Here is a 20,581-nt window from a genome sequence, read left to right as displayed (position 1 = left end):
ACTCGTATAAGCGAGCCCCAGGGTCGGGGCCCGCTAGTGGCATCGAGTGGCTGCTTAGTTGTGAGCGTGCAGCGCTTCGTTCAGTTCGATGGCCGATTTGTGGGTTTTGCACTCCACGGCACCGGTCTCGGAGTTACGGCGGAACAGCAGGTCCGGTTGGCCGGCCAGCTCACGCGCCTTGACCACCTTGACCAGTTGGTTCGACTCGTCCAGCAGCGCAACCTTGGTGCCGGCGGTGACGTACAGGCCCGATTCCACGGTGTTGCGGTCGCCCAATGGGATACCGATACCGGCGTTGGCGCCGATCAGGCAGCCTTCGCCGACCTTGATCACGATGTTGCCGCCGCCCGACAGGGTGCCCATGGTCGAGCAACCGCCGCCCAAGTCCGAACCCTTGCCGACGAACACGCCAGCCGATACACGGCCTTCGATCATGCCCGGGCCTTCGGTGCCGGCGTTGAAGTTGACGAAACCTTCGTGCATCACGGTGGTGCCTTCGCCCACATAGGCGCCGAGGCGGATACGCGCGGCATCAGCGATACGCACGCCGCTCGGTACCACGTAGTCGGTCATTTTCGGGAACTTGTCCACCGAGAACACTTCCAGCAACTCGCCACGCAGGCGGGCTTCCAGTTGGCGTTCGGCCAGCTCATTGATGTCGATTGCGCCCTGGCTGGTCCAGGCCACGTTCGGCAGTTGCGGGAACACACCGGCGAGGCTCAGGCCGTGTGGCTTGACCAGGCGATGGGACAGCAGGTGCAGCTTGAGGTAGGCCTCTGGGGTGGACGTCAGTGCGGCGTCTTCGGCCAGCAAGGTGGCGACCAGCGGTGTGTGGCTTTCAGCCAGGCGGCTCAGCAGGGCGGCTTGGGTGGCGTCGACGCCTTTGAGCGCGTCGGCCAGTTGCAGGGCCTGGGCGACGGTGAAGGTGATCGCCTGGTTGCCTTCGCTGTAGCCGAGGATCGGCGCGATGGCGGCAACGATTTCAGCCGATGGATTGAGCAAGGGTTGTGCGTAAAACACTTCCAGCCAAGCACCTTGGCGGTTCTGAGTGCCGACGCCGAAGCCCAGGCTGAACAGGGAATTGGACATGCTGTTACCTCTACAAAAATGGAAGGGCTGGCCTACTTGAGGGCCGCCGAATAACTATCTGGCTTGAAGCCAATCAGGGTTCTGTCACCGAGATCAAGCACCGGGCGCTTGATCATCGAAGGTTGCGCGAGCATCAATTCAATGGCTTTCGACTGATCGAGATCGGCTTTGCGTTCGTCTTCGAGTTTGCGAAAGGTGGTGCCCGCACGGTTCAAAACCACCTGCCAACCGTGCTCGTTGCACCATTGGGTCAAGTGTTCGCGGTCGATACCGGCCGTTTTGTAGTCGTGGAACGCATAGCTCACCGCGTGCTCATCGAGCCAGGTGCGCGCCTTTTTCATGGTGTCGCAGGCTTTGATGCCGTAAAGCTGTAAGTGCTTGATTTCATTGGGCATAAAATCCTCCCCAAAACTTCCCCAATATCGCCCAAAAATTCAGCCGTCGATTATGCCACGTCGATCCACTCAGCGCCTCGGCTGTCTCGGTACAGGTCGGTCATTGTGGCCGAACGGTGACCGAGTAGTTTCTGCGCGTCACGGCCTTCGAGTTCGTGAAGGCGTGCGGCGAGGGAGCGCTGCTCATGAAAGGACGGTGGCTGGCGTCCAAAAGTTATCCCAAGCTTGAGTCCTGCTTTGTCGCGTGCTTCGGCAAAGGCAGAGCTCAGCGTGTCCAGCACCAGCGGCTGACCAGCCTTTGCCCGGCCCGAAGCTTGTGCATGGTGCACCAGGTGTTGTGACAGAACGCGGTCGCGGCATTGCTTAATTACGGTGGACAGATCCAGCCCTACCGACTCGAGGCGAAGCGCGGTGCTGATTCGCAGCCTGGCACCGGTCTTGGACTGAACAACATGCAGGAAGCCGTCGTGCACGTCCTTGAAAAGCATCGATGCAATATCGTCACGCCGCTGGCCGGTTAGCACCGCCAGTTCCATTGCCCTGCGAAGCCAGGGTTTCGTGGCTTCCTCGTAGATCGCCTTCCACAGTTCCAGCGTCAGCCGTTCGCGCTTGATGTTCACCCGCGCCGCCTTGGTCACCTCGACCGGGTTGGCGTCTGCCCACCCCCGCGCCTGAGCCTCGGCGAACACGTCTCGCAACAGCGAACGCATTGCCCTGGCCATCTGCGCCTTTCCCTCTTTGGCCATACCAGTCAGGTAATCGGCCACATCCATCGTCGTGATGTCCTTGATTCCCTTCGGACCGAATACTGCTGTCAGGCGGTTTAACCGCATACCCACGTTTTTATTGCTGCTGGCTGACAACTTGCGCTCGGCGAACAGCTCGCGGTATTCGTCCAGCCATTCCGAGAACAATTTGCCAGGGGCTGGCGCCGGGGTGCTGATGCGCTCTGCGAGCGTTGGCTTGATGGCGTCTGCGTGGTTGGCGGCGACGGCCTCGCGAATGGCCGCCTCCTTGTCCTTGCCCAGGCCGAACACGCGACCGCTGACTGGGTCTCGGTAGGTGTAATAAGTGACGCCGTTGCGGGCGTCGGTCTTGCGGTAGAGATTGGGCGGAAGATCCTTTGACCCGGTGTTACGCGGCCTGGGCGCCATTGCGTGCTCTCTCTATTCTGCTGATCAGGCTACCGCCGACAATCCGTACGGGCTGCTGATCAGGTTCTTGGTAATGGGCGTCGGACTCTACATAGTAGTTGCGCCCGTGCTTGACCGGTACTGGCGCGATTCTGCCCTCTCGGGCCCATTTGCGCAGGGTGTTGGGGCTCGGCGGCGTCTTGAACTCGGCCGCCGCCCATTCATCCAGGGTGACTTTTGCCATGATGATACTCCGCGCCGCACTTGGCGGCAGAAGGTGGGATCAGTGCTTTATGATTTGAAGTCCGGTGCCATCCGATACGATATTCACGCGGCTCGACTCAAACGAAGGGGATCGCAAAACAGTGGCTATCAGATCTGGAAGGGCCCGGAGCAGCTCTGGCCTCATCTGGTTGTAGTCGACGCAATGCAGGGTTCGAAGGATGTTGTAGGCCTCCCTGTCAGGCTTCACGTCCATCATGCTGACGATGGTATCGAGCGTGCAGATGCTGAAGTGTTTGTCCTGCACCATTTTCTTGAGAGCAGCCTCTGCTGCCATTGCTTTCAGTTCTGACACAGGAATACCTCGCCCGCCGCTCACCGGCAGGCATGTAGGGGGATTGGGGTTATGGGTAGTTCTTGCTGATGCGTGCTGCGATGGCGTCGAGCTTTTCGGCCATGTACCACATATCGTTATTGTCGCGGCGGGATACCACTGCTGCGCGCTGGACGTTGCGGCCGATCAGGATCTTGGCTGCCAGTAAGATTAGCCAGGCCTCGGCCTTGCGGCGAAAGAACTTCCTCATGGCCGGCGCACTCGATAGATGAACACGTAGGCAAACCAGAGGGTGGCGATCATGGCGTCACTTCCTTTATGTGGCTGTCGACCCAGTTGCGCATCCTGGTCCATCGCTCTTCTGGGGTTTCGCGCCGCCAGCCTGCGCTGCCATCAGGCTTGATTCCATATACGCCGGGGTGCTCGTCGTTCTCCCAAACGATTTCCCTCACCATCGCCTCGGCCAAGCCAAACTTTTCGGCAACAATATCGGAGTCGCCTGGGTCGATTACCGACATATCCAGGTTGCGTGCATTGCCCACTACGCCGAGCGTGCAGAACTCGCCTTCAGCTTGAAGCTCTTCAGTCACCAAACGCTTCACAGGCATAGCGTCCATGGCCTGGGCTAGTTCTTTCAGGAAGGATTGCCCGCGCTTGCCCCGCAGCGCCGAGCTCACGGCCCCTCGCCAGCAGATCATTCCCCAGTTGTTTTCACCGTCGTCGCAATATCCGCTCCGGCTCATGGTGTCACCCGCTGGCCGAGCATCACGTCGGCGACAATTTCCCAGAGCTGAGTCGGTGACCACTGGTAGCGATCGAAGTCCGTGTCTGGCTGAACGCCGAAAGTGCAGGTGGAGTGGGCGCCGGCCGGGTACTCGCCTCGCTTTGCCATGATGGTCGCTACCCGACCATCCCCGCCTGGTGTCGTGGCGTGGTAGTCGTAGGCGATCGTGTTGTAGTCATTGCCCGCCGCAACCTTTAACTCGCCGTCGATAACCAGATTGGCCCGGCCATCGGGTGTCCATGGCCGCCCGCCGCCGGCAGTGCGCGAACCTTCATGCAGATAAAGCATGTAGGCCCCGTCGTCGCATCGCTCCATCTTGAAGCAGTGATTCAACTGAGTGCCGACGATTACGCGGGAGGTGAAGTTGAAGCGGTGGTCGTGGATCGCAGAGTGGGCAAAGCAGGCACGCCGTGGCAGCTCAGGGTGCCAGACATGCAGGCGCTGATTGCCTTCCAGCTGGACCTGAACGAAGCCCAGGCCGTGCAGGGTGATCTTGTCGGTCATTACGTCGTCGATAATGCTCACGGGCGCACTCGTCCTTGCCGCTATAGCGGCTGACTTTGAAGGGGGAGGGGTTACAGGTTTTGCGGGAGGAGTACGGATGTACTCCTATCGGGATTTGGTCGACCCAGCTTTCTTGGCCTGGCGCGCCTTGAAGCGATCGTAAGGCCCGTCTGGAAGGGAGGCGATGGCGTTAGCTGCTTTGATAAGCAGGTTGCCCTGCTGCTCCAGTGCCTTCGGTATGAAGTGTTTGAAGCGGCTGCCAGCCGGGTAGTAGGTGTCATAGGCCAAGCGACTGCAGAGCGTGGACGCCTCATCAAGTCCGCAGCTGCGGCCATAGGCAATCAGGCTGTCCCGATCTTCCTGGATGGGCGCCGTCGCTCCTGGCGCGGGATGCTCGGCGTTCATTGGGTTAGGTGAATAGCGCAAGGCCGACTTGTATGCGGCGTCGAGCGCGTCATCCAGATCGCCGCCAGCCTTCTTTGCCTCATTGAAGGCAATGATCATTTTCGCCCGGACGTCGTAGCAGCGCTCCACCGGCATGCATGCCATCTGCTCAGTCTCACCACTGCTAGTCTTTTGTTTGGCTGTCATCGCCGAACCTCCACGTCTGTTGTGATGGCCTTCACGACCACCGGGCCAAGGATTCGGACACCTCGCTGGTCATCTTTGAACGCACGATTGATTCGGGCGACTGCCTCTTCCCGGGCCTGCCGATATACCTGATCAATCTTGCAATCTGGCCCCCAGCTTCCGATGTTCGAGATTTCGATAGTGAGGGTGACCGTTGCGCAGGTCGTGGTCCGCACTGTTGGTCGATTGGTCATGGCAGCTCATCCCCTACGATCATCTTGCAGGGGCCCAGGCGTACAGCCTTGAGTTCAGCCCGCAAATCATCTATCTCCTGATCGGCATCGGTCAGGCGCTGTTGCAGGGCGTCACGCTCTTTGATCGCGAGCGCGTGCTTGCGCCGCCAATGAAGCACTGCGTCCAGCTCTTCAACCGTTTGAATTGGCTTGCTCATGCTCATAACCTCAATTGTCGGTGCCGGTGTAGGTGCGCCATGGCACCTTCACGCCGTTGACCAGAAAGCCCCAGTCACCACGTCACTTGCTGGTGATGAAGAGGGTGTAGACGCCGCCTGGCGATATCTGATCGATGCGGTGGTACTCGCCGTGGTTGAGGCGGGCGGTGTCGCCGGCGCGCCGGTCGATGTACTCGGTGGCCTGGGCGCCTGAAGGGACGTTGAGGCCCGACAACACCGGATCTTCGCTATCGAGCAGTCGCTGTTCCACATACCAGCCGCGCAGGATGACCGTGCGGGCGTTCCACGGGTGGTCGTGCAGATCCCGGTCTTCGTCATGCCGCATGATGTGGTGGATGCGGAAAGACCACGGGCACCACCACAGCGCTGGCTTGTGCGTTTCGCGGGAGTAGGGGTTGAACAGCCACCAGCGGCCCATGTACATCTCGGTGCCGTCGGCGGACATGATGTGCAGGTACGGTGTGCGCTTGGCGCGGGTGATGAGCCAGGCGGCAACCGCCGGGCGCGCAAGCAGCTTGGCGACCAGGCGCCAGAACAAATTGATCACGGGGAGTCCTTGCCGGGCCATGCCCGGGCGGTGGAGTGAGGTGGTTATGCGGCGTGTGCTTGGCGTTGCTCGGCGCGCCATGGGTCGTTGGCGCGTGCCAACGCAGCCATTGGCGGCGGGCTGACGCTGTTGCCGCACATGTGCACCTGCTGAGTCTTGGTGAACGGCTTGCCGTCGGCGCCGTGGCTGATGATGTAGTCGGCCGGGAAGCCCTGGGCCTTGTACAGTTCGGACGGCTTCAGCATCCGTAGGCAGATGTCGACGATCACGTAGGGGGTGCCCTTCACCATCACGGTGACCATTGCGAGCCGGTCCTTGGTGGTGATGGTCGGCGCGGGCGCATCGCAAGCGCTGATGTTCTCGGTGCCGTAGTAGCTGATCAGGAAGGCGGCAACCCGCAGGGCCCCCGCTTCATGCTCTGGCGAGAGGGTGAGCGACACCAGCGAGCTCTTGCCGCCCCCACCGGCGGTGATGGTCGGCGCCGGCTCTTCCAGGCCTTGGCCCACACTGCCGCCGAATGCCCGCTCCATGAAAGCGCTGACCAACCCGTGGTGCTGGCCGCCAGCGCTGATGGTGTGCAGAGGGTCGTTGACGTCCCGCGCATCGCAGTTGCCGCGCAGGTGCACCAGGTTCGCCGCTACCAGCTGCTGCTGGCTGCCAGTGTTGGTGACCGTGGTCATCGGGTCTTCGATGCTCTTGGCGTCGGTGGTGTTGAAGCCTCCATTCATTTGGGCCATGAACACCGTGGAGACGCCCATGGCATGTGCGGCCCCGGCCGGGCGCTGATAGTTGCCGCCGCTAGTGATGGTCGGCAGTGGCTCGTCGAGCGCCTTGCCAGCGTCGTTGAATCGAAACTTCACCAGGTGCGCTGATGCGATCGAGTGACCTCCGCTTGCTGTGACGGTGCCCAGCGGGTCAGCAGAGGATTTGCAACCGTCTCCCCAGCGCTGAACGCCACCCGGCTTTCCTTCACCATGCGCGGCGGTGACCATCACGGGGCTGATCAGCGTCAGCTCGCCGCGATTCGCGCACGTCACCGTGGGCAGGGGGTCGAGCGGGTCATTGATGCGATCGCTGCCCTGGTGCGTTGCCGGGGCAATAATCGGGCTGACCACCGAGAAGGCGCCGCCCTTGGGGTATGAGGTGACGGTGCGCAGCGGCTCGTCGGCAGACTGCACCGTTTCTCCTGACCAGTTGGCGATCGGCACAATGAATGGTGCCGCGCTGTCGATAACGAACTTCTTCATTCCCTTGGCAACGCGCCGCAGTGTGGCGGGGGCCAGGTCCTTCTTGCGGCCGAAAATGCTTTTGCCCAGGTCGCTGAAGTCGATGCAGTCAGCGGCTGTTTTCCACTTCTGCTGGCCCTTGGTGGGGTTCTTGGCGTGGGTTGGCTCTGGCCATACGATCTGCTGGCCGTCGCACCGGGCGATCATGAACAGGCGCTCCCTGCTGGTCGGCGCGCCGAAGTCGCACGCCTTGATCACCTTCCACTCAACGACATAGCCCATGCCTTCCAGCAAGGCAACGAAGCGGCGCCAGGTGCGGCCGCGTTGCTTCGGGTCGGGCACCAGGAACTGATTGGACACCGGCACCTGCTCGCCCTGTGCAGCTACCCGATTGGTGGTCGCTCCCTTCTTGGTTGGATGCGGCACCTGGTCGAGCGTCACCACACGTCCGGTGCCCTTGTCGCGCTTGGCGATCAATCGGCCCCACTGCAGGATCTGCTTCACGTTCTCCAGGCTGATCACCCGGGGCCGCTTCATGCCTGCCCACTTGAGCCCGATCCATGACAGGTTGCGGATCTCACGCTTGCGCGGCTGTCCGCCGGCCGCCTGGCTGTGGTGCGTGCAGTCCGGCGACATGTGGAACCAGCCCACGGCCTTGCCCCCGCACTCGGTGTCCGGGTCGCCTTCAAACACGTCGGTGGTGAAGTGCTTCGCGCCAGGGTGGTTCACGGTGTGCATGCTGATCGCTTGCGGGCTGTGGTTCTTCGCCACGTTCACGGTGCGGCCCAGGCCCATTTCCAGCCCGGTACCGGCGCCGCCACCACCACAGAAGAAGTCGACAACGATCTCATCGTCCTGAGGGTTGAAGCCGAGTCCGTATTGGGTTTTGAAATCGAAGGGGTGTTTCTTCTGTTGTGCGGACATAGGGGGATCCTCGCCGGCTGGCGTGATTCGTTAATTGGGACGATGATTTGCACTCAGCAAAAACCTGACGGTGACTGCGATGAGCACGAAAACCGATGTGGAAGCGATACGCCTGATAGGCGATGAGGTTGTCCGGCTGCTGAGCCTTCCCGAAGAAAGGCTTGAGGCCGAGGTGCGCCTTGGGCTCAAGCTGATCGCTGATCTGGCCCGGTGGCGTGACCTGGCAGGACTATCAGCCTCCGAGCCTGCTGGCACAGTTCGTTGATTTGGAGTATTACGGGTGACCGGCATGGAGCCGGATCAGGGAGTGCAAAATTGAACTGTATGAAGCAGTGTTTGCAGTTGTTATCAGCGACAGCGGCGATAGTGTCCTCAGGCCTTTGGGTCTATTCCGCGGTAGTAAAAGTCAAATCAGGCAAACGCGTTGAAAGCGACGGCATGAGTTCGCTCGCGCTGAACGACACTGGGGCGGGATCCAACGTCCATGAAACATTGAAGAAGCAGTCATTTTGGAATGCGTGGGCTGCCGGAGTTGCATCCATCGCGGCCTTTACGCAGGGAATATCAATGTTTCTTCCTGATTAGGCTCATGCTGCGTTCCGCTGGCCCAGCACTTGCTGACGTGCAGCTTCAAATTCACTGCCGAGGATCTCTGCTGCACCCTCGATCTTCTCGCTGCCGTCCTCAAGCCTGAGGCCGAGGTTCAGGTACACAACCCCGTCCAGCTCGAAGAACACGCCGCCGCACATCCACAGCGCGCCTGGGTTCAGGCCGATCGCATTCCAGGCATCGTCCATATCAATGCTGTCCGGGCAATGCTCCTTCCACAGTGCTGACAGTCGTTCATGCTCGGCGACCTGAGCCGCGCGCGCTTCCTTCGGCGTCCCTTTCGCAGGCTTGGCGCTGGAGCGTAGCGCTCGGTAACCGTACTGGTCCGGACGGCACCAGTGCACATCCAGATCACGGCTTGCGCTGAGCTTCACGCCGCCGACGTAGCTGCGGCTGCCGGAGCGCATTGGCGAAGTCTCACCGCCGAACACCTTGCCCAGCTTGGTGCGCTGCTTATTCCAGCCCGCTCGCTTTGCATCCCAGGCGATGACGGCGGCAACCACGGAAGGGGCGGTGGTCTTGTACATGTAGTTGCTCATGGATTATCTCCAGTCAGGCGCCGCCCTCCGGTTACCGGATGCAGCGAGTTGGGTGGGTTATGCTGGTTCGATGCCGGTCTTGCTGAACTCTTCAAGCTGTCGCGACTGCTTTTCAGTAACTTCGAAAACAGGTCGCGACATGCTGATGAAGCGCGCGGATTCTTCGGCTGGCGCTGCTGCCAGGTTTATCAGGAGAGTCGAAAGCGTTTCCTGCCACTCCTCAAAGTCGTGCCGCTCGCCCAGCACCTGAAGTGCATCATCGAGCGCTTTCGAGACAATCAGCGTTCGCTTCTCGGCGCCGATCCTGTCGAGCAGCGCCTTCTCTTTCGCGCGCTTGTCCCGCTGGATCTGCGCGTTGTCCTTGGCCATGGCCTACCTCTTCGATTTCATGTGCTGGCAAATCAAGCCATGCCTGCCGCCGGCGCTGTCGCACCTGGTTGCTGATGCGCTTCATGGGGTGTCGGCGAACTTGAAGCCGTTCTCCTGGGCGATCAGCGTCACGCGCTTGATGTGCATGCCCAGGTTCTTTGCCGCAACGCTGGCTACGACGCCCTTGGCGGCTTCAGCGCGCACTGCCGGTGCCAGCTTGTCGCGTTCTTTACGAAGGCGTTCGTGGTGCGCGGTGGTCCCGTTGTAGGGGCCGTCTACACCAACGCCGTTCGGGATGGCCTGGGCGGTCTTCCCTGAACTGAAGAAAGCGTCCACCTGCTGGTTCAGGGTCTCGATGATCGAGTCGCGCGGGTTGGGCATAGGCACGCCGATCACTGGGCACCGCCAGGAAGGCGATTGGCCTTCTCTTCGAACTGAAGCGCGATGTCGTATGCGGCCTTGAAGGTTTCGCGGAAAGCGCGCGTCTTGCCGGTGCTCAAATCAATCACCCGATACATGCCGCCGCTCTCGCCGGACACCTGAAAGCGAACCTTCTTGGTGGGCATGACGCGCTCAACACGCTCGAAGAAATCAATTCTGGCTGCGTGGGTTTTGCGTAGAAGCGCACCGAGTTCATCGATGCGCTCTTGAAATGATGGATGCATGGTTGATCCTCGGTGTGGGTTGCGTCTATTCGTCAGCTGCCTGACCGCCTGGTGGGTGCTGGTGGGCCCAGGGGAGGGTGCTGACGAATAAAGGCGAGCCGTAAAAAAGCCCGGTAGGGACCGGGCTTTTCGTTGCGTTACATAGACCTCCCTATGTAAGGCAGGGGTGGCGGTCGAGCGCCTGGGTTTATTTGTGCATGGCTGAAAATCCTCCGCTGTTCGCTCACTGGGTTGGCAGTGGCCACCGTTCTCTAGGGTTGTTTGATGCCGTAAATCTGTGGAGCCCAGGCCCGCTACTGGCGACGGCCTGGTTTTTTTGCTTCGGCGGTGACTCCCTCTACGCTAGGGCGGCGCCACCTATCCCGCTGCTTATTGCAGGTCGGCGGTTCGTCGTGGGTGCGGGCTTCGAGCTTCCTACTCACAGCGTCAAACAGCATCTGTTCGCCGTGGATCACAGGTCCTTACAACATGCACGCTACAGCTCTGAGCGCCCTGATTGAGTGGGGCAGGGTGCATGAGGTCCAGCGCTCCCAGCCGAGGCTATCGGGACCGCTAATTCGATACGGTGTCTCTCCCTTCTGCCGCTGGGATTCGCGGGGCGCATTGCATGCCGGGTCATTCACTCGGTTCTGGCGTTTCACCATCGAGCAGCCGTCCAGGTTGTTCCTGTCGTTGGCAGGCTTTCGGGCCTGTCTGCTCGCCGGTCGCCGGTAGAGGCAATGCGGTCTGTTGTTTGTTGCGCCGGCTGTTAAAGAGCGGTGGCCGTCCTGTGCTTGCGGAGAAGCACAAGTCGGCTTGCATTTATAAAAGCATGCTTGTGAATTGAATGCAAGCACGCTTGTGTTTAATTTGCTTACTGTATGCATGTACAGCATTCTTGGGAGGTGGTTATGGCTAAGCAGAAGGGAAGCCCGGCAGGCTCGGCACGGGCAGAAATGACGGGTATGGAACGGCTGGGATTGAGGGTGTCATCGATGATCAACCACCCCGTGGCGCAGGCGCAGCGCTGGGTGACAATTCATCGCCTGGACACAGATGGCGATCGTGAGTGGGAAGAGGTTTTAGGGGTGATCGCCGAAACTGACGAGCTTGAGTTGACGATCAATGACGACGGCAGCGTGACGGTTAGGTGGGAGCAGCAAGAGGTTGAGGTAGCGGGGAAGGGCGAGGTTGAGTTTGAGCTGGAAGAAGAGGCGGCGCCTTTCTAGCTGGCAACAAAAAGCCCGGCGCTGGCCGGGCTTTGATGAAGGGTATGGCCTTATACCGGCTGGCCGTTCCACACGTACAGCACACGGGCCAAGATGTGGGTGTCATCCACGCGAATCTCTTCAATGTCGTGATGTTTGTTGTCCGAGATCATCTTGAAGCGGTCCTTGCCTTTCTTCTGCAAGCGCTTCACGTAAAGCATCTCGTCGTGGGAAAAGAGGTAAATGCCATCGCCGGTGAATTCCCGGATCGTGATGTCGACAAGCAGGGGGTCGCGATCCTTGATCGTCGGTGCCATCGACTGTCCCCAGCCGGTGATCATCTTGAGGTGGAAGTGCTCTTTGAACGTGACACCCATCTCGCGAAGATGCTTGGGGCTGACCCTTATGTCCTGAAGCATCTCTGGGTATTCGTGCGGGATCTGCCCGCCGCCCATCGCGGCGCGCACGTCGTAGTGGGCAATCCATACCTCGTCACCGACTTGGCCTGCCCTGGTGAAGTCGACTTTCACTACATTGGTCGAATTCGACTCAAGCGCCACTTCCTCTACCACTTCGGCGATTCGCGCTCTTGCCTCTTCCGATAAGCCACGGCCGTGCTTCGCGAGCATCTGCTTGACCAGGTCCGCCGAAGAATAATTGCCAGCTTTTGGAGCATCCGCGGCCTTCCGTCTTGGCGGCTCACCCTTGCCCGACAGCAGCCAGTCGACCGTAGTGTCATAGCCTTCGGCGATCGCTACCAGGTTTTCGTTCTTTATGTTGCCGGTATCACCGGCAAACCACTGACGAACAGCTTCGTAGCTGACCCCGCAGGTGGTCGCTATATCCCTTTTGAATCCTCGCGGCCCGATCTCTGGCTTTCGCGCCAGGACAAGTTTCGAAATCCGATCAGTAATTTTCATGCAAGCAATCTACAAGTTAGCTTGGCAAGCATGCTTGCTTAGTAAACACAAGCATGCTTGAATTGCCGTATACCCAAAGGAGTCAGCCATGAACCGTGCCGACGCAATTAAACATTTCAAAGGGATCGCCCCCCTCGCCAAAGCGCTCGGCATCACATACGAGGCAGTCCGGCAATGGGGCGATGAGATCCCTGAGCTACGTCAGTACCAGCTTGAACTTGTAACCGACGGCCAGTTGAAGGCCGACAAAAAGAAAACCGCTGCATAAGGCGTCCTTGTCATTGATCTGTTGAGCGAATGATCGCCGGACCTGGCGGCCGCTACCACGGAAACAAATTTGAGGTTTTACGAATGGAAGATTTCTTGAGGGCTTGCCACACCACCATCAAGGAAAGTGGGGCAGAAGAACTGGCTGGGAAGATGTGCCTGGCACACGTGAGCCTGCTGCAGCGCTCGAACCCGGACAACGCGGCTCATCACCTGACAATTGAGCACCTGTTCGGAATCCTGCTGCACACCGGCGATATGCGCCCGCTAAAAGCCCTTGCTGACCAGTTCGGTTTTGAGCTGGTTGCAAAAGTGGCGCCAGCGCCGAAAGCCCTGACCGCCTCGCTCATTCACGTGGGCAAAGAAGTTGCGGACTTGACGATCGCCATTCATGAAGCCTTGGACGACAACCATGTCTCCGCCACCGAGAAGTTCGAGATTTTCACTGAGATATCCCATGTGCGGGAAAGCCTTGCTCAGCTTGAAAGCTCTGTGAAGGCCGCTTGAATCGCGGGCACAAAAAAGCCGGGCTGCAACCCGGCTCTTTCAACAACTTGTAAAACACTGTGGGGCCATTATGAACATGACAGCTACCCCTGGCAATACCCCTAGTGTCGCGACACTTTTAATCGATTATGAAAAAGTGTCACGACCAATATTCAAGTCGACAGAGACTCCCCATTTCAGCGGGAGCGCTCTCTGATGGCTCGCGCACGCAACATCAAGCCCGGGCTATTCAGCAATGAGCTTCTGGTCGAACTACCAGCATTTGACCGCCTGGCCTTCATTGGTCTGTGGTGCCTAGCAGATCGAGAGGGACGGCTAGAGGATCGCGTTAAACGGATCAAGATCGAATTGTTCCCGTGCGACGACTACGACGTCGAAGCTGGGTTGGCGCGCCTGGCTGCTGCTGGCTTCATTTCTCGCTACCAGGTCGCGGGATTCTCTGTAATAGAAATCACCAACTTCCAGAAGCACCAAAGCCCTCATGGGACCGAAAAGGACAGCACTCTCCCTGACGTTGACGGTTATCTCACTGTTTACGAACGGAAAGGTAACGTTGTCATTGCCGGCTCACAACGGAAGGTTCCCGTTGCCTCTCAGTCTTTTAACGTTAAAGAACCGTTAGAGTCTGTTAAGCCACCGTTAGATAACGCCCTGATTCCTGATTGTGGATCCCTGATTCCTGATTCTCCGAATCAAGATCAACACCACTCTCTCAACGCGGGCGAAGAAACTCCGGCTGCCGGCAGCGACATGGGCAGTGCCGGAGAAGACTTGCCGCCGGAAGAGCCTGGACCTGCCGTTGACCCAAAGTCCCCGGTCGAGATGACGTTGGATTGGATGCCAGACGCTGATTTGCTCAAAGCCTACTGCGTTCACTTCGGAGTCACCACGGACCTGTTCACCAAGGAAGCGGTCGCCCCGTTCACTGCCCACCACGAAATCACCGGCCTGCTGCAACCCCAGGCCAAATGGGTATCGCTACTGGTGCGGTGGGTTAAGGACGACAAGAACCGTGACAGCAACGTACGTCCGTTCGTGAAGAGGGATACACCATCCCGGCATACAGGTTTCGCTGAGCGTGACTACACCGACGGCCTGGTACAGCGAGAGGACGGCTCCTATGCGCTCTGAAAAAGTCGTATCGATCTCTGACGGCGTAATGCCGATCCGTACCCAGCCCGCCGACTGCGAGAAACACGGGAAATTCGACCAGAAGGTCACCGTGATCCTGGGACGTGAGCTCAAGGGCGGATGCCCTGAATGCCTGCGCGTCATCGCAGCAGAACGAGAGGCGAGCGCAAAAGCTGAGGAGTCTTACCAACTGCGCCTGTCACTTGCCCGCAAGCTGGGAGACGCCCTGATACCGAAACGCTTCCTGAGTCGCACCTTGGATAACTACAAGGAAGAGCATGAGGGGCAGCGCCGCGCACTGAAGTTCTGCCGTCACTATGTCGCGACGTTCGACCAGATTCGCGACGCCGGGCGTTGCATGGTGCTAATCGGCAAGCCGGGCACAGGTAAGACGCATCTTGGTGTGGCTATGGCGAACGAGCTTCTGCACAAATCCTCTCGGACAGCCGTTTACAGGACGTTTGGGGCGGTTCTTCAAGCGATCCGCTCCACCTATGACAAGAGCAGCGATAGGACTGAAGGTAGCATCCTGGCGAGCCTGATCAGCCCCGACTTGTTGGTGCTGGATGAAATCGGCGTGAGCAAGGAGCAGCCGAGCGATTTCGAACTTACCACCCTGTTCGCAATCATCAATGGCCGTTACGAGCGAGAGGCCCCCACGGTGATCATCTCGAACCTGAAAGCCGATGAGCTTGGTCGCGCAATGGGTGACCGCTGTGTTGATCGGTTGCGGGAAGGCGGGCTGATCGTCGTACCTTTTGATTGGGAATCGCAACGCGGCAAGGACGGTTTCTGATGAGCAGGCTCACCAATGCCGCGCGTGACCGCGACTGTCAGGTCCGATTCCCCGGCTGTTCTTGCGAGTCGTCCACCACCGTCCTGGCGCATTACCGCCTGGGCGGCACCTGCGGCATGGGCATGAAACCCAACGACTTCCAGGCCGCCTGGGCCTGCGGCTATTGCCATGACATCGCCGACGGCCGCTTGCGCCCGCCTGGTCAACTGAGCAAGTACGAGATCCGGCTTTTTCTGGCTGAGGGCGTCATGCGCACTCAGGACATCCTGATCCGTGAAGGCAAGGTGAAACTTTGAAACTCAAAGACAACATGGAAATACAGGCTGAGGCACTCAAGCGCATAGGGTTCCCTCCCCGAATGGATGCGGCTTCGCTGACAACGCCAAACTTTTACCGACTGCTTGAGCAAATGACCGTGCTCAAAGAGCGCGCCGGCCCATGCGAGAACGTGGTGATCTGCAAGGACTGTTCAGCCGTGCACGACTGCCCATTTGGTGCGAGTCACGAAAACGCGTTCGATCATCTCCGTGTGTGTGGTTCATGCGGAAGCCGAACAGGCTTTCGTGATGTGGTCGGCCGCTGGGTTCCATTCGCGGAAACATGGAAGCCTTGGACCTGGGGGAAGGGCTGCTGGGCGTTCGATTTTTGCACCTCTCCGGGGCATCACCCGGATGGAAAAAAGGTGACTGCGCAATGAGGCCTTTCACTGTGAAACCATTCAGCCCGAAGACGGCGCGGGCCAAGGCCGTGGACCGGGAAGGCCTGGAGCAGGCAGCCCTGATCAAGGAAATCAGCCTGCGCTATCCGACGGCCGCGAAGCTGATCTACCACGTCCCGAACGGTGGGCACCGGCACAAGCTGGTGGCGATCAAGCTGAAAGAGCAGGGCGTGAAGGCCGGCGTTCCCGACCTGGTGCTGCCCATGGCCCGCGGCGGGTACTTCGGCCTGTACATCGAGTTCAAAGCGACCGCGCCGCACGACGCCGCTGTATCCCCAGCCCAGGACGCATACCTGCAGGCGCTGACCGATCAGGGTTACCTGGCAATCGTCTGCCGCGGGCACTTCGACGCCATTGAGGCCATCCGGGCCTACCTACTTCAACCTCAAACGAGGGCTGCCGCATGAGCCATAACTTCAAGCCGGGCGACCTGGCGCTGATCGCAAAGGCTGACCATGATGAAAATATCGGGCGAGTCGTAGAGCTTTTGTTTTCGGTTGAAGACGGAGAGCGATATCAAACCCCTGATGGGGTTATGGCAAGAAACGTTGCAGGAACGGCGATATGGGTGGTTTCTGCATGCAGTCTTTTCCATCACCAACCTTTAAAGGGTTGGTATGTCGCCGGGTGGACACAGAAGGCCCCTTGCAACCTTTTGCCCCTGCGCGGTGACTTTGTTCCTGTTCAGCAGAAGGACCGGGAGCTGAGTGCATGACGACTGCTGCCGTGAAGATCACCGACGCAGAAATCAAGCGGCAGGCCGTTGGCACCGCACGGGACCTTCGTGACATCGAGGCCCGAGGCCTGCACCTGCGTTTCGCGAAGGATCGCGCCCGGGCCTCCTGGTACCTGGTCGTCAGGGGAGAATGGAAGCTGATCGGTCGGTATCCAGATCTCAGCGCCAAGCAGGTCGCCGCAGCGCTGCCGGGAATTCGCCTGCGCCTGGATGCCGGTGAAGGTACCACCCTGTCTAAGTGGTTGCTGGTAGGCGAGTTGCTGGACTGGTACGCCGACCGCATGGCACGTGACCGGAGCCTTTCGAGCAAACGCAAGAAGACCGGTGCTTCACTGATCAAGTGCCACCTGAAGCCGTTGCTCGGCGCTGTGCCGCTGGCCTCGGTTGATAAATCCACCCTTGATGACCGGTTCATGTGGCCGGCCCAAGAATCCATCGGCATCGACTATGTGCGCTCGGCGTTCCAGTTGCTGGCCCTGGCCTTCCGCCAGGCGTTCAAGCTTCGACTGATCACCATCAACCCTATGAAGGACGTGAAGTTCAGCGACTTCTCCAAGGCGAAGGTAGGGGTCAAGCCGTCGCGTCTGCGTGTCACCCAGCTTCAGGACCTGCTGATCCTGCTGCGCGACTCAATGGCCGGCGCCCCGGCTGACGCCATGCTGGCCCTGATGATGCTGTGCCACGGCACACGGATCGGCGAGACCCGTCAGGCGCAGTGGTCGCACATCAGCCTGGCAGAGCGTGAGTGGTTCATTCCGGCCGAGAACACCAAAACCGGCGTTGAGAACCATCTGCCAATCACTGACCAGGTTCGCCAGCTGCTGATCACCTATCGCGACATCCAGTGGGCCGGCGGCTATGACGGCCAGTTCCTCTTTCCGTCCCGTAAAGGCAAGTCGCTCAGCGAGGGGCAAGCCTGCGCCGTGTTCACCCGCCTGGGTCAGGGTGAATGGACCAGCCACGACCTGCGCAAGGTGGCCAGGACCGGGTGGGCAGACATCGGCATCGACCACCTGATTGGGGAGCTACTGATCAACCACGCGATGGGCCACAACGTGAAGGTGTACATCCAGTCGGACGTGATGAGCCGCAAGCGGGAGGCGCTGGATCGTTGGTGTGCATATCTAGACGCGAAGGGTTTTAAGCGCATTCACGATGTGACCGGCTTTAGATCGGGAGATTCTGGTAATCCTCTGGAAGCCACGGAAGACAAGGGCTGCAAGGCCATTCAAGAATCAACCATAGGCGAGGTTTAAAAATGGCCATAAAGATGACACCCCTCAGAAAGGCGTTCTGGAAAGTGAAGTGCTATTACCAGATGCATAGCCTGGTGCCTCCGGCTTTCTGGGTTGGCTTCTGGTTTGCTAACGGCGCTTATTGGGCTTTTGTGCTGATCGGCTTTGCGTCGAACTTGTCACGGTATGTCCGCGGCCTCTTTGGCTACGATTTTTGAGGTGTCCGCGATGAAAAAGAGCCACGGCCCAGCATTCCGCGCCGCCCAACTCGACCTGGCGAAGTGCCCGGCATGTCGTGGTCGCGCAGTGATCAGCGGCGTATTCCATGAACTGGCCTGCGTGCAGTGCAACGCCTCGGGCTGGGTCACCGCCGAAACCGGCGAGGCGCTGCCGCTGGAGGTGCTGGTGACGCAGCTGAGCATTCGCCTCCAGGCTGCCGAGCAGCAGATCGCGCAATTCAACTGCTTCAAGCCTGCCGGTGCTGAGGCGCAGTACAACGAGAACAACCGTCGTGGCCCAGGTGCCACCAACTTCACAGGGGATTGAGCCATGGCTATGTACAGAGACGTGATGGGTACCCTGGTGCGGGTGCTGGCAGCTGACAACATCGACAACAGCACCAAGCAGTCCTGGCAGAAGCTGATCGACGCCGACCTTCGTCAGGGTGGCACTGGCAGCACGCTGTCAGTGCGTGACAAGTTCGATTACGACTGCTGCCTCTATGCGCTGCTGCACCGGCAGCTTGAGCCGGCTCAGTGGGATGTGCTGGTGGCCAAGTATTCGACGCACAAGGCCAATAAGGTCGCTGCCATCGGTAGGCTGGTTGCCCGCATGGTTTCGCCGGCGCCGCAGCTGTTCATCTATAAGGCACTGACGGCCTGGGCCATACCGAAGCTGAAAGGCGTTCAGGACGGTAAGCGCTCCACCGACATGATCGTGCTTCCTGCGGAGTTCTACGACATGAACACTTGGGACTTGGAGGGATCCCCGGAGCGCACGCGCCGTAACTGGAGAGGCGGAATCCACAAGCGTTTGGAGAAACTCGAAGAGCAGGCCGTGATCCACGCGACCGAGATATTCGACAGCGAGCAAATCTTTGTAGATGCCGCTTGACCAGTTGGCCGACTGGCCGTAAATTAACCCCATCATGTCGATCTTGCGCGTTATGAGAGACGACGAATTAAGCTCAGCCACTCGCTGGGCTTTTTGCTTTATGAGCTTCATTGAGCCTCGGCATTCGCCGGGGCTTTTTCGTTTTCGGCTCCACCACACCCGTTGCTATGGCCGGGAGTGCTGATGGGGCCGGATTTATCAATCTCCCCGAGAGGGAGTAATCCGGATGCCTACCATGCCTGACAAGCCAGACACTTGGGCCCAAATCTGGCTGGCCCTCTCGAACCCGCTATGGCAGGGCGCAATCATGGCCGTCACGATTACTCTTCTTCGCGTCCTGTACGAAGCCAAAGAGCCAAACAAGTGGCGGATCATCTTGGAGGCGCTCATTTGTGGCGCGCTCAGCCTGTCTGCCAGCAGCATTATTGAGTGGATGACCTGGCCGCCGAGCTTGTCCGTAGCTGCGGGTGGTGCCATTGGCTTCATTGGCGTAACGGCGATCAGGGACATGATCATCCGCTTCCTGGGCAAGAAGGTGGACTCGGCATGAAGGCTTTCGCTGCGGCAATCATCATCGCGCTGGTGGGCCTTCTATTGGTCGGCATTCAGCAGCTGAGGGTCGAGGATCTTCGCGAAGAGAAACGCGTTGAGACCCAGGCAAAGGACGATGCCGTCGAGGCCAATAAAGATAGCCAGGCCACTATCACCACGCTGCGCGCTGAAGCAAAGCGCAATGCCGAATACCAGGCCGATCTGGCAAAACGCCTCAAGGCCAGCCAGGACAAGGCGAAAAAGGCGGAGAAGAACTTTGAAGACCTCAAGCGCAACAGTAAGCCTGTTCGTGATTGGGCTGCTCAGCCTTTGCCTGACGGCCTGCGCGGCAAAGCCGGCGGTAGTGACAAAGACCCAGGCCGTAAGGCTGGAGGCCCCTGAGCTGATCCCGTGCGAACGGGTTGATGAGGATGCCGCCGACCTTCGCCTGAATGGCGATGTGTGGGAGTTGAAGGACAGGGCAATCAACCTGCTCGACACGTGTGCTGACCAGGTAGACGCCCAGATCAAACGCAGCCAGAGCAAGTGACCACTGATGCCACTAAGACCACAAAAGCCTTGCAGTGCTCAAGGGTGCAGGGCGCTCACCCGCAACCCTCGCTACTGCGATGAGCACGCCGATCTCGCGAAGGCAGCAGCTGCCAAGGTGGCTGACAAGAAGCGAGAGAGTAGTAGTCAGCGAGGCTATGGCTACAAGTGGCAGCAGGCGAGCAAGGGATTCCTAGCCCGCCATCCGTTGTGTGCTGAGCATGATCGGCGAGGCGAGGTGGTCGCGGCCACTGATGTCGACCACGTCACCCCGCACAAGGGCGACATGGTGCTTTTCTGGGATCGAAACAACTGGCAGTCGCTGTGCCACAGCTGCCACAGCACGAAAACAGCCTCAGAAGACGGTGGTTGGGGCAACCCAAGCAGAAAATCGTGCAAAATGCAGTGAAAATAGCTCAAATGAGACGGATTCTCATTTGAGGGGTGGGGGAGGGTCAAAAGTCCACACCTTTTGCCTTCTAGACCGTCCGCCCAATCGTTTTCTTACA

The 20,581-nt window shown here is 59.4% G+C and carries 32 protein-coding genes and 1 pseudogene; 16 read left to right on the top strand and 17 right to left on the bottom strand.

The annotated features are described in order from the left end of the window. Positions 1 to 54: 54 nt before the first annotated feature. The 12 genes and pseudogenes from dapD to Q8X51_RS02945 form a co-directional block, all read right to left on the bottom strand. The gene (gene dapD / locus Q8X51_RS03000) at positions 55 to 1,089 is read right to left on the bottom strand and encodes a 2,3,4,5-tetrahydropyridine-2,6-dicarboxylate N-succinyltransferase (RefSeq protein WP_027604485.1); all 1,035 of its coding nucleotides are present in this window, start codon (positions 1,087 to 1,089) and stop codon (positions 55 to 57) included. A gap of 32 nt (positions 1,090 to 1,121) precedes the next feature. Continuing rightward, positions 1,122 to 1,484, bottom strand: coding sequence for an ArsC family reductase (locus Q8X51_RS02995; RefSeq protein WP_407693215.1), 363 nt, complete (start codon positions 1,482 to 1,484; stop codon positions 1,122 to 1,124). Positions 1,485 to 1,534: 50 nt separating this feature from the next. Then, entirely contained in the window at positions 1,535 to 2,638 is a 1,104-nt protein-coding gene (locus Q8X51_RS02990; RefSeq protein ID WP_407693216.1) for a phage integrase Arm DNA-binding domain-containing protein, read from the bottom strand. Continuing rightward, positions 2,619 to 2,861 carry an excisionase gene (locus tag Q8X51_RS02985; protein ID WP_028619149.1) on the bottom strand — a complete coding sequence of 81 codons (243 nt, stop codon included), beginning with the start codon at positions 2,859 to 2,861 and terminating at the stop codon, positions 2,619 to 2,621. Before Q8X51_RS02985 ends, Q8X51_RS02990 begins: the two co-directional genes overlap by 20 nt. 39 nt (positions 2,862 to 2,900) lie before the next feature. Continuing rightward, positions 2,901 to 3,194, bottom strand: a complete 294-nt coding sequence (locus tag Q8X51_RS02980; protein ID WP_407693217.1) for a hypothetical protein — start codon at positions 3,192 to 3,194, stop codon at positions 2,901 to 2,903. A 49-nt stretch (positions 3,195 to 3,243) separates the two neighbouring features. Further along, complete coding sequence (locus Q8X51_RS02975) at positions 3,244 to 3,423, bottom strand: hypothetical protein (RefSeq protein WP_407693218.1); 180 nt, start codon at positions 3,421 to 3,423, stop codon at positions 3,244 to 3,246. A 49-nt stretch (positions 3,424 to 3,472) separates the two neighbouring features. After that, positions 3,473 to 3,916, bottom strand: a complete 444-nt coding sequence (locus tag Q8X51_RS02970) for a hypothetical protein (RefSeq protein WP_407693219.1) — start codon at positions 3,914 to 3,916, stop codon at positions 3,473 to 3,475. Further along, entirely contained in the window at positions 3,913 to 4,461 is a 549-nt protein-coding gene (locus tag Q8X51_RS02965) for a hypothetical protein (RefSeq protein ID WP_407693368.1), read from the bottom strand. The genes Q8X51_RS02970 and Q8X51_RS02965 overlap by 4 nt, the downstream gene beginning before the upstream one ends. Before the next feature lie 105 nt (positions 4,462 to 4,566). Next, complete coding sequence (locus Q8X51_RS02960; RefSeq protein WP_407693220.1) at positions 4,567 to 5,052, bottom strand: hypothetical protein; 486 nt, start codon at positions 5,050 to 5,052, stop codon at positions 4,567 to 4,569. 229 nt (positions 5,053 to 5,281) lie between these two features. Continuing rightward, positions 5,282 to 5,482 carry a hypothetical protein gene (locus tag Q8X51_RS02955; protein WP_122749566.1) on the bottom strand — a complete coding sequence of 67 codons (201 nt, stop codon included), beginning with the start codon at positions 5,480 to 5,482 and terminating at the stop codon, positions 5,282 to 5,284. Between the two features lie 10 nt (positions 5,483 to 5,492). After that, a pseudogene (locus Q8X51_RS02950) lies at positions 5,493 to 6,050 on the bottom strand (hypothetical protein). A 44-nt stretch (positions 6,051 to 6,094) separates the two neighbouring features. Beyond that, positions 6,095 to 8,200, bottom strand: coding sequence for a DNA cytosine methyltransferase (locus Q8X51_RS02945; RefSeq protein WP_407693221.1), 2,106 nt, complete (start codon positions 8,198 to 8,200; stop codon positions 6,095 to 6,097). A gap of 79 nt (positions 8,201 to 8,279) precedes the next feature. Between Q8X51_RS02945 and Q8X51_RS02940 the strand changes: the two genes are divergently transcribed. After that, positions 8,280 to 8,465, top strand: a complete 186-nt coding sequence (locus Q8X51_RS02940; protein ID WP_407693222.1) for a hypothetical protein — start codon at positions 8,280 to 8,282, stop codon at positions 8,463 to 8,465. A 322-nt stretch (positions 8,466 to 8,787) separates the two neighbouring features. Here Q8X51_RS02940 and Q8X51_RS02935 read toward each other — a convergent pair whose 3' ends face one another. The 4 genes from Q8X51_RS02935 to Q8X51_RS02920 form a co-directional block, all read right to left on the bottom strand. Beyond that, positions 8,788 to 9,348, bottom strand: coding sequence for a hypothetical protein (locus Q8X51_RS02935; protein WP_407693223.1), 561 nt, complete (start codon positions 9,346 to 9,348; stop codon positions 8,788 to 8,790). A gap of 57 nt (positions 9,349 to 9,405) precedes the next feature. Then, positions 9,406 to 9,717: a hypothetical protein gene (locus Q8X51_RS02930; protein ID WP_407693224.1), complete on the bottom strand. Its 312-nt coding sequence runs from the start codon at positions 9,715 to 9,717 to the stop codon at positions 9,406 to 9,408. An 81-nt stretch (positions 9,718 to 9,798) separates the two neighbouring features. After that, the gene (locus Q8X51_RS02925) at positions 9,799 to 10,113 is read right to left on the bottom strand and encodes a hypothetical protein (protein WP_407694968.1); all 315 of its coding nucleotides are present in this window, start codon (positions 10,111 to 10,113) and stop codon (positions 9,799 to 9,801) included. After that, positions 10,110 to 10,382 carry a hypothetical protein gene (locus Q8X51_RS02920; RefSeq protein WP_407693226.1) on the bottom strand — a complete coding sequence of 91 codons (273 nt, stop codon included), beginning with the start codon at positions 10,380 to 10,382 and terminating at the stop codon, positions 10,110 to 10,112. Before Q8X51_RS02920 ends, Q8X51_RS02925 begins: the two co-directional genes overlap by 4 nt. A gap of 890 nt (positions 10,383 to 11,272) precedes the next feature. Between Q8X51_RS02920 and Q8X51_RS02915 the strand changes: the two genes are divergently transcribed. Continuing rightward, positions 11,273 to 11,590: a DUF1654 domain-containing protein gene (locus Q8X51_RS02915; RefSeq protein ID WP_407693227.1), complete on the top strand. Its 318-nt coding sequence runs from the start codon at positions 11,273 to 11,275 to the stop codon at positions 11,588 to 11,590. Positions 11,591 to 11,640: 50 nt separating this feature from the next. Here the strand turns inward: Q8X51_RS02915 and Q8X51_RS02910 are convergent, their stop codons facing one another. Then, complete coding sequence (locus Q8X51_RS02910) at positions 11,641 to 12,489, bottom strand: XRE family transcriptional regulator (protein ID WP_407693228.1); 849 nt, start codon at positions 12,487 to 12,489, stop codon at positions 11,641 to 11,643. An 88-nt stretch (positions 12,490 to 12,577) separates the two neighbouring features. Between Q8X51_RS02910 and Q8X51_RS02905 the strand changes: the two genes are divergently transcribed. The 14 genes from Q8X51_RS02905 to Q8X51_RS02840 all read left to right on the top strand — a co-directional run bounded on the left by Q8X51_RS02905 (position 12,578) and on the right by Q8X51_RS02840 (position 20,481). Further along, complete coding sequence (locus Q8X51_RS02905) at positions 12,578 to 12,757, top strand: Cro/CI family transcriptional regulator (protein WP_060766206.1); 180 nt, start codon at positions 12,578 to 12,580, stop codon at positions 12,755 to 12,757. A gap of 83 nt (positions 12,758 to 12,840) precedes the next feature. Continuing rightward, positions 12,841 to 13,263 carry a phage regulatory CII family protein gene (locus tag Q8X51_RS02900; RefSeq protein ID WP_065948829.1) on the top strand — a complete coding sequence of 141 codons (423 nt, stop codon included), beginning with the start codon at positions 12,841 to 12,843 and terminating at the stop codon, positions 13,261 to 13,263. Between the two features lie 195 nt (positions 13,264 to 13,458). Continuing rightward, positions 13,459 to 14,394, top strand: a complete 936-nt coding sequence (locus tag Q8X51_RS02895) for a DnaT-like ssDNA-binding domain-containing protein (RefSeq protein ID WP_407693229.1) — start codon at positions 13,459 to 13,461, stop codon at positions 14,392 to 14,394. Next, positions 14,384 to 15,190 carry an ATP-binding protein gene (locus tag Q8X51_RS02890; RefSeq protein ID WP_407693230.1) on the top strand — a complete coding sequence of 269 codons (807 nt, stop codon included), beginning with the start codon at positions 14,384 to 14,386 and terminating at the stop codon, positions 15,188 to 15,190. Before Q8X51_RS02895 ends, Q8X51_RS02890 begins: the two co-directional genes overlap by 11 nt. Next, complete coding sequence (locus Q8X51_RS02885) at positions 15,190 to 15,486, top strand: DUF1364 domain-containing protein (RefSeq protein ID WP_407693231.1); 297 nt, start codon at positions 15,190 to 15,192, stop codon at positions 15,484 to 15,486. The genes Q8X51_RS02890 and Q8X51_RS02885 overlap by 1 nt, the downstream gene beginning before the upstream one ends. Beyond that, positions 15,483 to 15,887, top strand: a complete 405-nt coding sequence (locus tag Q8X51_RS02880; protein ID WP_198757862.1) for a hypothetical protein — start codon at positions 15,483 to 15,485, stop codon at positions 15,885 to 15,887. The genes Q8X51_RS02885 and Q8X51_RS02880 overlap by 4 nt, the downstream gene beginning before the upstream one ends. Next, on the top strand, positions 15,884 to 16,315 hold the full coding sequence (locus Q8X51_RS02875) for a VRR-NUC domain-containing protein (RefSeq protein ID WP_407693232.1): 432 nt from the start codon (positions 15,884 to 15,886) through the stop codon (positions 16,313 to 16,315). Before Q8X51_RS02880 ends, Q8X51_RS02875 begins: the two co-directional genes overlap by 4 nt. Further along, entirely contained in the window at positions 16,312 to 16,623 is a 312-nt protein-coding gene (locus tag Q8X51_RS02870; RefSeq protein ID WP_407693233.1) for a hypothetical protein, read from the top strand. Before Q8X51_RS02875 ends, Q8X51_RS02870 begins: the two co-directional genes overlap by 4 nt. Next, positions 16,620 to 17,900 carry a tyrosine-type recombinase/integrase gene (locus Q8X51_RS02865; RefSeq protein ID WP_407693234.1) on the top strand — a complete coding sequence of 427 codons (1,281 nt, stop codon included), beginning with the start codon at positions 16,620 to 16,622 and terminating at the stop codon, positions 17,898 to 17,900. The genes Q8X51_RS02870 and Q8X51_RS02865 overlap by 4 nt, the downstream gene beginning before the upstream one ends. A gap of 207 nt (positions 17,901 to 18,107) precedes the next feature. Beyond that, the gene (locus tag Q8X51_RS02860) at positions 18,108 to 18,425 is read left to right on the top strand and encodes a hypothetical protein (protein ID WP_407693235.1); all 318 of its coding nucleotides are present in this window, start codon (positions 18,108 to 18,110) and stop codon (positions 18,423 to 18,425) included. 3 nt (positions 18,426 to 18,428) lie between these two features. After that, positions 18,429 to 18,992: a hypothetical protein gene (locus tag Q8X51_RS02855; protein ID WP_407693236.1), complete on the top strand. Its 564-nt coding sequence runs from the start codon at positions 18,429 to 18,431 to the stop codon at positions 18,990 to 18,992. A 226-nt stretch (positions 18,993 to 19,218) separates the two neighbouring features. Further along, positions 19,219 to 19,542, top strand: coding sequence for a phage holin, lambda family (locus Q8X51_RS02850; RefSeq protein WP_407693237.1), 324 nt, complete (start codon positions 19,219 to 19,221; stop codon positions 19,540 to 19,542). Beyond that, positions 19,539 to 19,925 (top strand): hypothetical protein, encoded by a 387-nt coding sequence (locus tag Q8X51_RS02845; RefSeq protein WP_407693238.1) that lies wholly within the window; start codon positions 19,539 to 19,541, stop codon positions 19,923 to 19,925. Before Q8X51_RS02850 ends, Q8X51_RS02845 begins: the two co-directional genes overlap by 4 nt. A 154-nt stretch (positions 19,926 to 20,079) precedes the next feature. Continuing rightward, the gene (locus Q8X51_RS02840; RefSeq protein WP_407693239.1) at positions 20,080 to 20,481 is read left to right on the top strand and encodes an HNH endonuclease; all 402 of its coding nucleotides are present in this window, start codon (positions 20,080 to 20,082) and stop codon (positions 20,479 to 20,481) included. Positions 20,482 to 20,581: the final 100 nt, after the last annotated feature.

This window comes from Pseudomonas sp. Yb2C2 (assembly GCF_052112325.1).
Taxonomy (GTDB): Bacteria; Pseudomonadota; Gammaproteobacteria; order Pseudomonadales; family Pseudomonadaceae; genus Aquipseudomonas; species Aquipseudomonas marginalis.
The sequence above is the reverse complement of the archived record's forward strand: the minus strand, read 5'-3'. Positions and strand labels throughout refer to the sequence as shown.